Annotated in this window: 13 protein-coding genes; 11 read left to right on the top strand and 2 right to left on the bottom strand. The window is 60.1% G+C overall.

From position 1 onward, the window contains the following. Window positions 1-99: 99 nt before the first annotated feature. Window positions 100-654: an inorganic diphosphatase gene (locus tag N655_RS0107790; RefSeq protein ID WP_026442528.1), complete on the bottom strand. Its 555-nt coding sequence runs from the start codon at window positions 652-654 to the stop codon at window positions 100-102. Between the two features lie 80 nt (window positions 655-734). On the opposite strand from N655_RS0107790, the gene purS reads away from it, so the two are divergent. After that, window positions 735-986 carry a phosphoribosylformylglycinamidine synthase subunit PurS gene (gene purS, locus N655_RS0107785; protein ID WP_026442527.1) on the top strand — a complete coding sequence of 84 codons (252 nt, stop codon included), beginning with the start codon at window positions 735-737 and terminating at the stop codon, window positions 984-986. 53 nt (window positions 987-1,039) lie between these two features. Here purS and N655_RS17935 read toward each other — a convergent pair whose 3' ends face one another. Continuing rightward, entirely contained in the window at window positions 1,040-1,954 is a 915-nt protein-coding gene (locus N655_RS17935) for a LysR family transcriptional regulator (protein ID WP_044934187.1), read from the bottom strand. A 168-nt stretch (window positions 1,955-2,122) separates the two neighbouring features. On the opposite strand from N655_RS17935, the gene N655_RS0107775 reads away from it, so the two are divergent. From N655_RS0107775 to N655_RS0107730, 10 genes are all read left to right on the top strand, one after another. Next, complete coding sequence (locus N655_RS0107775; protein WP_026442526.1) at window positions 2,123-3,124, top strand: RluA family pseudouridine synthase; 1,002 nt, start codon at window positions 2,123-2,125, stop codon at window positions 3,122-3,124. A 30-nt stretch (window positions 3,125-3,154) separates the two neighbouring features. Continuing rightward, entirely contained in the window at window positions 3,155-3,496 is a 342-nt protein-coding gene (locus N655_RS0107770) for a hypothetical protein (protein ID WP_026442525.1), read from the top strand. Then, on the top strand, window positions 3,477-4,646 hold the full coding sequence (locus N655_RS0107765; protein WP_026442524.1) for a WD40/YVTN/BNR-like repeat-containing protein: 1,170 nt from the start codon (window positions 3,477-3,479) through the stop codon (window positions 4,644-4,646). Before N655_RS0107770 ends, N655_RS0107765 begins: the two co-directional genes overlap by 20 nt. Before the next feature lie 118 nt (window positions 4,647-4,764). Beyond that, a complete protein-coding gene (locus tag N655_RS0107760) occupies window positions 4,765-5,961 on the top strand; it encodes a type II secretion system F family protein (protein WP_026442523.1) in 1,197 nt (398 codons plus the stop codon). A gap of 9 nt (window positions 5,962-5,970) precedes the next feature. After that, window positions 5,971-7,596: a GspE/PulE family protein gene (locus tag N655_RS0107755; RefSeq protein ID WP_026442522.1), complete on the top strand. Its 1,626-nt coding sequence runs from the start codon at window positions 5,971-5,973 to the stop codon at window positions 7,594-7,596. Then, window positions 7,596-8,492, top strand: a complete 897-nt coding sequence (locus N655_RS0107750; RefSeq protein ID WP_044934184.1) for a hypothetical protein — start codon at window positions 7,596-7,598, stop codon at window positions 8,490-8,492. Before N655_RS0107755 ends, N655_RS0107750 begins: the two co-directional genes overlap by 1 nt. Beyond that, window positions 8,493-9,143: a PilN domain-containing protein gene (locus tag N655_RS17930; RefSeq protein ID WP_049961328.1), complete on the top strand. Its 651-nt coding sequence runs from the start codon at window positions 8,493-8,495 to the stop codon at window positions 9,141-9,143. Beyond that, the gene (locus N655_RS0107740; RefSeq protein WP_026442520.1) at window positions 9,140-9,763 is read left to right on the top strand and encodes a hypothetical protein; all 624 of its coding nucleotides are present in this window, start codon (window positions 9,140-9,142) and stop codon (window positions 9,761-9,763) included. Before N655_RS17930 ends, N655_RS0107740 begins: the two co-directional genes overlap by 4 nt. After that, on the top strand, window positions 9,764-10,372 hold the full coding sequence (locus N655_RS0107735) for a hypothetical protein (RefSeq protein WP_026442519.1): 609 nt from the start codon (window positions 9,764-9,766) through the stop codon (window positions 10,370-10,372). It abuts the gene before it with no gap. Between the two features lie 14 nt (window positions 10,373-10,386). Next, on the top strand, window positions 10,387-11,286 hold the full coding sequence (locus tag N655_RS0107730; RefSeq protein ID WP_026442518.1) for a type II secretion system protein: 900 nt from the start codon (window positions 10,387-10,389) through the stop codon (window positions 11,284-11,286). Window positions 11,287-11,289: the final 3 nt, after the last annotated feature.

The following is an 11,289-nucleotide window of genomic DNA, read 5'->3' as shown; positions in this document are numbered from 1 at the left end:
TTTGTATCGGTATGGACCCGCATGGTCCGTACATACGCCCGGGCTGCCCGGCCCAGCAATCTGGCCGGGCCGGGGCATGGGAAACGGCACCCGCCCGGATTACCGTTTTGTCGCCTCAGCCTGCTTTTTTTCTTTATTGTTTACAAAGTTCTCCGCCGCACGCAGGACCCGGTCGCGGGCATAGGAGGCATCATGCCATCCGCGGATCTCCACGCGTTTGCCTTCCAGGTCTTTGTAGATGGAAAAGAAGTGCGTAATCTCCTTGAGCATGTGCGGATAGATCTCTGAGTAATTCCAGACGTCCTTGTAGCGCGGATTGTTCCGGCCTACAGCAAGGACCTTTTCATCCAGGACCCCCTGGTCCATCATCTCCAGCAGGCCAATCGGGCGGACCTGCATCACGCAGCCGGGAAAGCTGGGAGCATCGACCAGCACCAGCACGTCCAGCGGATCGCCGTCGTCGCTTAAGGTTGAAGGAATAAAACCATAGTCACCGGGATAATGCACAGGCGAATACAGGTTGCGGTCGAGACGGAAGACATGCAGCTGCTTGTCGTACTCGTACTTGTTAATGCCCTCAAAAGGGATCTCAATCACGCTGTTGATCACCTCGGGGACCTTGTCACCAATCGGGAGTTCCAGATAATTGACCATTCGTTTCCAGTGTACGCAATTCCTGTTAGAGTTCGATGACCACGCGCGGTACCACGCCCGGCGCTTTATAATCACAAATCATGAAGGCCCATGTCTATGTGACGCTCAAGCGGACGGTGCTCGACCCTCAGGGGCAGACCATCCACAATGCACTCAAAAAGATGCAGTATCAGGGAATCCAGGACGTCCGTCAGGGAAAATATTTTGTTCTGGACCTGGATGGCTCTCTTGACGCCGGCACCGCCAAAGCGGAAGTAGAACGAATCGCCAGAGAAGTGCTGACCAACCCCGTGATTGAGGAGTTTTCCTACCGCCTGGAAGAAGCCAGGTAATCAGCACTGGGGGAAGAGGCCACACGGCGTCCTCATGCTTCCCGGCCTCTCCTTCATCTCGGTTTTTGCCCCGCCTGGAGCAGAATCGGTCTGGCCCTTCCCGTCGCAATTTCCAGAAAAGCCTGTGCTGCGCGCGTCAGGGTTTTGTCTTTTCTGAAGACCAGCGCCAGTTCGCGGCTCAGCCGCACGCCCTCCACCTTCAGCATCTTCAAAAGCCCGGCCCGCTCGTCATCGCGAACATTGGACCGGGGCAGAAAACCCATTCCCAGGCCAGCGCCGATCAGTCGCTTCAACAGCTCGCTTGAATCCACTTCCATGGCCACTCGCGGGTGGACATCGTGCGTCCGGAAAAGATCGTCAATCTGCTCGCGCTGGCGGCCATGCTTCGGCAGCAGCAAGGGATACTGGAGCAGCTCCGCAAACTTGATCTGCTCACGATTGACCAGCGGATGCGTCTTGGGGACCACCAGCGCCAGCTCATCCTTGTGAATGACCTCAATGAGCAGACGAGGGTCCTTCACCGGCAGCGAAACGACCCCAAAATCCACCTCCCGATTCAGGACCGCCTCCAGTGTCCGGGAGCGGTCGGCACGTACAATCGACAGGTTTACGCGGGTGTATTGCTTTTTGAATTGGGCAAACACCACCGGCAGCACATAAAGACTGGTGGCCTCGTTGGCGCTGATGGAGATCTCCCCGCGTGGCGAGCGGTGCAGCTCCCCAATGGCCACCATGATGTGGTTCGAGGCCTGGAGGCAATGCTCGGCAAATGGCTCAAAGAGGCGTCCGGCAGCGGTGAAGGTGACCTTTCCGCCATCGCGATCAAACAAACGGGCCCCGACTTCATTTTCCAGGGAGCGGATCTGCGCCGAAATCGCAGGCTGGGTCACGCCCAGCTTATCGGCTGCCCGGGAAAAGCTTTTCAGCCGGCTTACTTCCAGGAAGGTCTTCAACTGCTCAAAGTCCATGCACGCACAACTTCCTCTTCTGATTTGCTTGGCAAAAGGGCTTGTTTATACAGCTTATAACCCGGGCCGGAGGTCCATGGCCAGCATAAAGAACGTTGATAGATGAAATAAAGAGGCCCTCCCTCACGGAAGGTCCCATGACCGGACGCCCCGTTATCATGTTCTTTCATGCCGCAGACCGTTTCAATTGTCCCGCCGGAAGCCGCAGGCCAGCGCCTGGACGCCTGGCTGACCACCCAGCTTTCCGGCATCTCCCGCTCGCGGGTGCAGATGTTGCTTTCCCAGAACCAGGTCTTGCTGGATGGTAAGACGCCACGGCCCTCTTATAAATTGCGCGGAGGCGAGCGGGTGGAAGTCCTGGGGGACCCGGTACCCCCACCGCTGCGGGCGTTTGCCGAAGAGATTCCACTAGAGATTGTTTACGAGGATGCTGACCTTTCCGTCATCAATAAACCGGCTGGAATGATGGTCCATGCCGGGTCAGGCGCGACCGAGGAGGTGCGGAACCGCGGCACACTGGTCAACGCCCTGCTGCACCATTACCGCCAGCTCTCCTCCGCCGGCGGAGAGCTCCGCCCCGGGATTGTGCACCGTCTGGACAAACAGACCAGCGGGCTGATTGTGATTGCCCGCAATGATGCCACCCACCTCAAGCTGGCGGAGATGTTCTCCCGCCGGCAGGTCCGCAAAACCTACATCGCTTTGGTGCACGGCCACCTCAAGCAGGACACCGGCACCATCCATGCCGCCATCAGTCGCGATCTGGTCCGCCGGACGCGCATGACCACACGCCGCTCCACCGGCGGCCGCGTCGCCATCTCGCACTATGAAGTACTGCGGCGCATCGAGTCGGGTCTGGGAAAATTCACCCTGGTCCGTGTGCGGATCGAGACGGGACGGACCCATCAAATCCGCGTGCATCTTGCCTCCCTCGGGCACCCCATTGTCGGGGACACGCTCTACGGAGCCCCAGCGCGCATCGCCGCCCCACCGGGCCGCCGCAAGGAGCAGCCCGTACCTGCGCCCGTGGTCCTGGACCGGAACTTTCTTCATGCCGCAGAGCTGTCCTTTGCACATCCCCGCACGGGAAAGGTCCTGGAACTTTCCGCACCCTTGCCCGAGGAGCTGGAGAAATTCCTTGCGCTGGTCGAGGCCGTCCGGCCAAAGTAGAAGGCGGAGAGAATGGAGGGAAGCCGGCCCATGCAACGAAACATCTTTACGAATCTTCTGCTGCTGATCATTGCGATGGCACTGGTGGTCATTGCCCTCCGGCCTTATCTGGCGCCCCATCCGGTGCGGGCGCAATCTTTCTCCATGGCGCCTTATCCGTACTATTTTGAGCCCGGGACCCAAATGCTGCGCGCACCCGACGGCAGCAAACAGCTTTATGGCCGCGTGGTCATTGATATGCGCACGGGGAAGGTCTGGGGATTTCCCACAAACACGCCAGACACCTATCCCGTAAATCCTGTCGACAATAAGCCGCAGGTTTCGCATCCTTTTTATCTGGGAAGGTTTGCTTTTGAAGACATCAACCAGTAGGGCGGCCTCCTCGCTTCTGGCCTTCGTCCTTTTCTCAGTCATTGCCCCCGCGCAGGCCCCTAAGTCCGGCCCGTGGGAGATGCAAAACAGCGGCACCACGGCGGGTCTGCGCGGCATCTATGCAGTCGGCGGCGGCGTTGCCTGGGCCAGCGGAACGAACGGGACCGTCCTGCGCACAGAAGACGGCGGCTACATGTGGCAGAGCTGCGCCATGCCACCGGGGGCTGAAAAGCTCGACTTCCGCGGCGTCTGGGCCCGGGACGCACAAACTGCCATCGTGATGTCCAGCGGCCCCGGTGACCAGTCTCGTCTCTACAAAACCACCGACGGATGCTCACACTGGATCTTGCTCTACACGAACCCCGACAAGGACGGCTTCTGGGACGCCGTCGAGTTCGCCAACGAACGGCAGGGCATCATCCTTGGGGATGCCGTAAGGGGGTCCCTGACCCTTCTCCGCACCAGCGATGGGGGCCAGCACTGGGCCCGCGTCACTTCCTCGACGGTCCCGGGGCTGGCCGCCGACCCCTCCAGCGTAGGCGCCTTTGCCGCAAGCAACTCCTCGATCGTCTTTGCCGCACAGGTGCTTCATTCTCTGGATGACGGGAACTTTATCTACTGGTTCGGCACCGGAGGAAGGGCCGGCCCCTATGTTTTTGCCGGACAAAGCGAGTGCGACCCCAGGACGTATCACCGCGAACCGGCCCGTTGCTGGCTCCACTGGAGGGTGGCTTCGACGCGGCTTCCCTTGGCTTCCGGCAGCGCGGCCGGGGTCTTCTCGCTTGCTGTTCTTGACGGAGATGAAACCATCCATCATGCAGTGGCCGTGGGAGGAGATTACACCCGTCCTGATGAGCGGCAGGGTACCGCTGCCTGGTGGGACGAAACCACCCGGACCTGGACGCCGGCCGCTAAACCTCCCGGCGGCTACCGCTCTGCGGTCCAGATCGTTCCAGAGTCGGCCTCCGTGGGCGATTTTAAGAAGGCGCTATGGATCGCCGTCGGCACCAATGGCTCCGATATCAGCTACGATGGCGGCAAGACCTGGCAGCCCCTTGACAGCGGCAACTGGAATGCACTGAGCCTGCCCTGGGCCGTTGGTCCGCATGGCCGGATCGGCAAGCTGGGCCAACTTCCTGCCAGAAAATGAGCGGAACCGGCCCCTCGCGCGTCCTTTTCATTAGACCCTGAAAAGCGGCCCCAAGCCCCTCTGGAAACAGAGTTCCAAAAGGCGAGTCCGGCCTGCAAAACTGGTATTTTGGTAGAACATGGCAGAGTTTGTCATCAAGCTGGCCGATGAGCGCGGACACGTGCAGGAGCAGGTGCAGTCGGCTGCCTCCGCTGAGGAGCTGCGCCAGCGCTTTGCCCAAGCCGGCTACTATGTCTATTCGGTCAAGCCGCGAGGGCTGTCCACGGTCCGCAAAAAGGTCAAACTTGAGACGTTTCTGATTTTCAACCAGCAGTTCCTCACGCTGATTCGCGCCGGCCTGCCCATTCTGGGCTCGCTTGAAATGCTGGCCAAAAACCAAAAAAACACCGCCTTTGCGGCGCAGTTGCAGAATGTGGCCGCGCGCGTGCGCACCGGCGAATCCATCTCCGCGGCCTTTGAGGCACAGGGTGGCTTTCCCCTGATTTATACCACCACGCTGCTGGCCGGCGAGCGCAGCGGCAATCTCGAAGAGGTCCTCGGGCGCTATCTGGCCTTCCAGCGCGTGTCTCTGGCCTTCAGAAAAAAGCTCCAGGCCTCGCTGATTTATCCGGCACTGCTGATTACTCTTGTCTTCGGACTGTTTATCTTTCTCATCAGCTTCGTGGTCCCCCGCTTTGCCCAGCTTTACGACCAGATTGGCACCAAACTGCCTTCCATTACGCTGTATCTGCTGGCGCTGGGCAATGCGGCGCAGAAATATGTGTTCTACGTGCTCCCAGCGCTTGCCCTCATCGGCTATCTCCTCTTCCGCTGGAGTCGCACAGACTCTGGCGCGGAACGCATCGACAGTGTACGCATTCGTCTTCCCATCTTCGGGAAGATCTGGCTCAAGTATCAGGTGGCGCTCTTTGCCCGCACCCTCTCCACGCTGCTCTCTGGCGGTCTTCCTCTGGTGCCCTCGCTGGAAACCGCAGCACGTTCGATCTCCAGCAAGCGCATTGCAAAGGCCGTGTTCTCCTCCGTCACCAGCGTGCGCGAGGGCAAAAGCCTGGCGCGGAGCCTGGAAGGGACCCGGGTCTTCCCTGAGCTTTCCACTGAGATGATCGAAGTCGGCGAGTCCACCGGGGCCTTGCCGCAGATGCTCAATTCCGTAGCTGAATTTTTCGAAGAAGATGTGCAGACCGCGCTGACTGCTTCGCTTTCGCTCATTGAGCCCGCCATCCTGATTGTGATGGGCGTGGTGGTTGTCATCATTCTCATCGCGCTCTATCTGCCCATCATCTCCCTCAGCCAGGCAAGTGGCTTTCAGACATAAGGACGTACTATGGCACAGGCACCAGCATTCATTCCCGTGGAGCAGGACGAAGCAGAGCACGCCAGGCGTCTGGCTGCGCGCTACCACTGCGAATTTGTAGACCTGAAGCATTTCCGCATCCAGCACGACCTGTTCCGCACCGTGCCCGTGGACATGATGTTTCGCTACAATTTCGTTCCGCTTGAGCAAATGGAAGACCGGCTGGTGATCGCCGTCAGCGACCCCAGCCGCCTCATGGTGCTCGACGAGATTTCAAGCCTCCTCGGCCAGCGCATTGTCACCCGCGTGGCCACGCTATCGCAGATTACGGACCTGCTCAAAAAGACCGAGCAGTCACAGCGCGTTCTGGAAGAAGCATCCGAAGGTCTGACCTTCGATGTGCTCTCCAGCGAAGACAATGCGGACGAAAATCTTACCATCGAAAAGCTGACCACCGAGGAAGACATCAGCCCCATCATCCGCCTGGTGGACACCACCATCTTCACCGCGCTCGAACGCCGCGCCTCAGACATTCACATCGAGACCTACGATGACGGCGTCATCGTCAAATATCGCATTGATGGCGTGCTGCAGCAGGCAATGGCGCCCATCGCCCGCGAACACCATTCGACCATCCTTTCCCGCATCAAGGTCATGAGTGAGCTCGACATCGCCGAACGCCGCGTGCCGCAGGACGGCCGTTTTCGCGTACGTTACAAGGGCCGCCTGATTGACTTCCGCGTCTCCATCATGCCGACCGTGCACGGCGAAAATGCCGTGCTCCGCGTGCTCGACAAAGAGTCCATGAGCGAGAAGTTCCGCCGTCTTACCCTCGATGTCGTCGGCTTCGCTGAAGACGACCTCCGGCGCTTCCGCCGCTACATTCGTGAGCCTTACGGAATGGTGCTCGTCACCGGGCCCACTGGCTCGGGCAAAACGACCACGCTCTATGCTGCGCTCAATGAAATCAAGAGCGATGAAGACAAAATCATCACCATTGAGGACCCGGTCGAGTACCAGATTCGCGGCGTCACGCAGATTCCGGTCAATGAAAAGAAGGGCCTCACTTTTGCCCGCGGCCTGCGCTCCATTCTGCGCCACGACCCGGACAAGATCCTGGTCGGCGAAATCCGCGACCAGGAGACGGCACAGATTGCCATCAACTCTGCACTGACCGGACACCTTGTCTTTACCACTGTCCACGCCAACAATGTCTTCGACGTGCTGGGACGGTTCCTGAACATGGGCGTGGAGCCGTATAACTTCATTTCTGCGCTCAACTGCATTCTGGCCCAGCGGCTTGTGCGCACCATCTGCGAATACTGTGGCCACACGGTGCGCTACGACGAAGAGACCCTCATCAACAGCGGACTGGATCCCGCCGAGTGGCGTGACTTTGATTTCCGCGAAGGCGCAGGCTGTATAGAATGCGGCGGCACAGGCTATCGCGGACGGACGGCCATCCACGAACTGCTTGACCTGACCGATCCGATCCGCGAGATGATTCTGGACAAAAAACCCAGCTCCGAAGTGCGGAAACTGGCAGCGAAAGAAGGAATGCGTTTTCTGCGCGAGTCGGCTCTGGACCGCGTGCGGCGCGGGATCACTACGCTCAAGGAAATCAACAAAGTTACATTTATTGAGGCAACACGCTGATGGCCTTCTCCTTCCTGATGCCAGACACACATCGCCGCCCGCCGCTTGCCTGCGAGTTTCTGCCGCAGGGCATTGTGGCCGCGCACCTGGCGCAGGCCGGCCAGCCTGCGGCGGCGTTTGTCCCGCTTCCGGAAGGCGCCCTTGCGCCTTCGCTGAAAGCCGCCAACCTGGCTGACAAGGCCGCGGCCGCCGCCGCGCTCCGGCGCGCAGTTGAGGACCTCGGATCGCGCGAAAGAAATCTCACGCTCGTGGTCCCGGATGCTGCGGCCCGGGTCCTGCTGCTTGATTTCGATACGCTCCCGGCAAAGCCGGCCGAGGCCCTTGCAGTCGTGCGTTTCCGCCTGCGGAAACTTGTTCCCTTTGATACCGATGACGCCGCCATCAGCTATCAGGTGATGCGGCAGACGGCCGAAGAGGCCCATGTTCTGGTGACCGCCATGCCGCAGGCTGTGCTGGCAGAATATGAAGAAGTGGCCCGTAGGGCGGGGCTTGAACCGGGCGCGGTCCTTCCCGCCACACTGGCTTCTCTGGCGGCGTTGACGCAGCCAGACCCGGCCCTGGTGGTCAATCGGAATGGTCATTCGGTTACGACCGCCATCACACGGGGAGAAGAACTCCTGCTGCATCGCAGCCTGGACCTTCCGGCGGAGGAGGCGCGACAGGCAGAGGACCTGCGTCAGGCGGTGGCCGTATCACTCGCCTACTTTGAGGACACTCTGGCCACAACTCCGCAGGAAATCTTTTACGCCGGTCCCGGCGGGGCGGCCGGGCTGGCGCGTATTCTGGAGCAGGAGCAGTTTCGTATCCGCGACCTGGTCCCTGCCGCTGCAGTGGCTGAATCCAAAGACCTTCCCCGGTGCTTTCTGGCCGGGGTCATAGGAGCGCTGGCAGGCTGAATGCGCATCACGATCAATCTCGCTTCGCGGCCTTATGTCGAGCTGCGTCCCATCTACACCCGTCTGCGCCTGTGGATGTTCATCCTTGCCGCGCTCGCCCTGCCCCTGGCTTGGCTCCAGCACCTTGAAAAACAGCGCGCCGCCGCGGCCACGGCCCACGTGCGCGCGATGCAGGAACGCGTGGAACAGCTCCAGCGCCAGCAGCAAAGCTACCAGGCGCTCATGCGCCAGCCGCAGAATGCCGCCGTCCTGGAGCAATCGGATTTCCTGAATGGACTCTTCCGGCAAAAGTCCTTCTCCTGGACGGCCACGATGACAGACCTTGAAACTGTGCTGCCTGCCGGAGTGCAGGTACAGAGTATTGACCCGCAGATGTCGCCCGATGGACGGGTCACCATCCGCATGAGGGTCACCGGACAGCGCGAGCGGGCCCTCGAACTGGTAAAGAACCTGGAGCGGTCCAGGCACTTCGCTTCTCCGCGGCTGGCCGGAGAAGCACTGGCCACATCCAACCAGACCAGCCAGTCCATGCCCGTAAGCGCGTCGAACGATGTAAATTTTGACATCCTGGCCGATTACCGTCCGCTTTCCTCCGCGGGCGAGACCCTGCCCCCGGATGCACGGCAATCACGGAAAGGAGCGGCGGAATGAACCTGCGCCGTTTCTTTACCCTGCTTCATCTGCATGTGGCCGGTGTGGCCATCCTTCTGGCCCTTGACCTGTTTCTGCTGACCCGGCTCTTCTTCGCCTGGCATGACGCCGGCTCTGACCAATCAGAAGAATATGGGTCCCTGCACATGACTTACATGCAGCTGCAGGCGCAGATGTCGCACCTGGAGGGCCTTCCCAAGAAGGTGGACCAGGCGCGTACCGATGCAGACAAGTTCTTTGATCAGAGGATTTCGCCTAACTATTCCACGATGGCCGGTGAGCTGGGTGCTCTGGCGGCCAAAAACAGCGTCCGGCTCACCCGCGCGCAATACACGCCTTCTCCAGCCATCAACGGATTGACCGAAGTCCGCATTGATGCCAGCCTGAGCGGCGAATATGCTCCACTGATGCGGTTCATCAATGGGATTGAACGCGATAAAAATCACGTCTTCTTCATCATCAACCAGATTGCATTCAATGGGCAGCAAGGCGGTTTGGTCAATGTGCGTCTGCGCATGACCACGTACCTGCGCTCCGGCAGCGGACTGCCCCCGGCCACGCTTGAACCGGCGCAGTCTCATGCAGAGGCCGCACTGCTCGGCCCTCCGGAGGTGCGCTGAATGGCCCTGAAAGTTGGTTCGGAAGACAAAAAAAAGGTCGTGCTCGCCGGCGTCCTGGGTGCAGTCGTACTCGTGTTGCTGGTCCGCTTCCTGGTGGATTTCTTCGGAGGAAGCCCAGCTCCCCCGCCTGCGCCTTCCGCGGCGCGGCCCACGCCCCCCGCTGCTGTGGCCCGCGCAACAACGGGCGAGCACGCCGCTACAAAGCTTCCCGGAGCAGGGGGCAACCTCGACCCGACACTGCATCCAGAGTGGATGGCCCAGGCCGAGTCACTCGAATACACCGGCACGGGACGCAACATCTTTTCTCAGTTCTCTGCGCCTCCCGTCATTGAACGGGTCCATGCTCCCATCCGTCCCAGCCAGCGCGCAGCGCAGCTTCCGCAGGGGCCGCCCCCCCCTCCGCCCATTGATTTGAAATTCTTCGGCTATGAGGCGCACAAGGACGGAACACGCAAGGCCTTTCTGCTCCATGGGGATGACGTCTTCATTGCCTCAGAAGGCGATGTGGTCGACCACCGCTATCGGGTGCTGAAGATCAACCCGTTCTCTGTGGAGATTGAAGACATCCCCTACCACAATGCACAACCGCTGCCGTTGACACAGAATTGACCGCAAACTTCCTTATGGGCCGCCCGCACCAATCCGCAAACAGAGAATCAGGGTTCATCCTGCTTGCCGTCATCTTCATGGTGGCGCTCATCCTGATAGCTCTGGCCGTGGCTGCGCCGCGCATTGCTGCCGCCATTCGCCGGGACAAGGAAGAGGAGCTGATTCACCGCGGTCTGCAATACCGTCAGGCCATCCGGCTCTACTACCGGAGGTTCGGGCGCTATCTGGGCTCCATCGATGAACTGACGAACACAAATAACATCCGCTTTCTGCGCAAGCGCTACCTGGACCCGATGACCGGTAAAGATGACTGGAAGGTCATCCGTTTTGGCCAGGCGCATGTAAAAGCTATGGGGCTCTTCGGTCAACCACTCTCCAATACCGGGACGGCGGGCAGCAGCGTCCTGGGAGGCACGCCGCAGGGGACGGGATTTGGCAGTATCCAGCAAAGCCCTTCGGGTCTCTTCAGCTCGTCTCCGACGTCCTCGTCCAGCAGCACGACATCCTCTGACGGCAGCAACTCCAGCTCCTCCGACGGTTCCTCTTCTGCTGGAAATGGGAACAGCAGTACAGCAGGGACTTCCTCGCCCGGCAGCAGTTCTCCCAGCAGCGGCAGCTCCAGCTCCGGCGGGAGCCAGACCTTCGGAGGAACACCGATTGTGGGCGTGGCCATCCCTCTGGAAAAGGCTTCCATCAAGGAGTACAAACAACAGAAGCATTACAACGAGTGGGAGTTCGTTTACGATCCTCTGGAAGAGATGCAGCGGGCCAATTTCTTCGGAGGAACTACTAATCTGAACGGGAGCAGCTCTTCTACCCCAGGAAGCAGCGGAGCATCGGGCAGTACTTCCAGCCCCTTCAGCTCCAGCCCAGGAACTACCTCCCCTTCCGCGCCCTCATCTCCGCAACCCTAGCCC

Origin of the sequence: Pseudacidobacterium ailaaui (assembly GCF_000688455.1) — a bacterium.
GTDB lineage: Bacteria > Acidobacteriota > Terriglobia > Terriglobales > Acidobacteriaceae > Pseudacidobacterium > Pseudacidobacterium ailaaui.
This window is presented reverse-complemented; position numbering and strand designations above follow the sequence as displayed.

Excerpts from the sequence above, each read along its gene's own strand:
- N655_RS0107790 (WP_026442528.1), bottom strand. The coding sequence starts at position 654 with ATGGTCAATTATCTGGAACTCCCGATTGGTGACAAGGTCCCCGAGGTG.
- purS (WP_026442527.1), top strand. The coding sequence starts at position 735 with ATGAAGGCCCATGTCTATGTGACGCTCAAGCGGACGGTGCTCGACCCT.
- N655_RS17935 (WP_044934187.1), bottom strand. The coding sequence starts at position 1,954 with ATGGACTTTGAGCAGTTGAAGACCTTCCTGGAAGTAAGCCGGCTGAAA.
- N655_RS0107775 (WP_026442526.1), top strand. The coding sequence starts at position 2,123 with ATGCCGCAGACCGTTTCAATTGTCCCGCCGGAAGCCGCAGGCCAGCGC.
- N655_RS0107770 (WP_026442525.1), top strand. The coding sequence starts at position 3,155 with ATGCAACGAAACATCTTTACGAATCTTCTGCTGCTGATCATTGCGATG.
- N655_RS0107760 (WP_026442523.1), top strand. The coding sequence starts at position 4,765 with ATGGCAGAGTTTGTCATCAAGCTGGCCGATGAGCGCGGACACGTGCAG.
- N655_RS0107755 (WP_026442522.1), top strand. The coding sequence starts at position 5,971 with ATGGCACAGGCACCAGCATTCATTCCCGTGGAGCAGGACGAAGCAGAG.
- N655_RS0107750 (WP_044934184.1), top strand. The coding sequence starts at position 7,596 with ATGGCCTTCTCCTTCCTGATGCCAGACACACATCGCCGCCCGCCGCTT.
- N655_RS17930 (WP_049961328.1), top strand. The coding sequence starts at position 8,493 with ATGCGCATCACGATCAATCTCGCTTCGCGGCCTTATGTCGAGCTGCGT.
- N655_RS0107740 (WP_026442520.1), top strand. The coding sequence starts at position 9,140 with ATGAACCTGCGCCGTTTCTTTACCCTGCTTCATCTGCATGTGGCCGGT.
- N655_RS0107735 (WP_026442519.1), top strand. The coding sequence starts at position 9,764 with ATGGCCCTGAAAGTTGGTTCGGAAGACAAAAAAAAGGTCGTGCTCGCC.
- N655_RS0107730 (WP_026442518.1), top strand. The coding sequence starts at position 10,387 with ATGGGCCGCCCGCACCAATCCGCAAACAGAGAATCAGGGTTCATCCTG.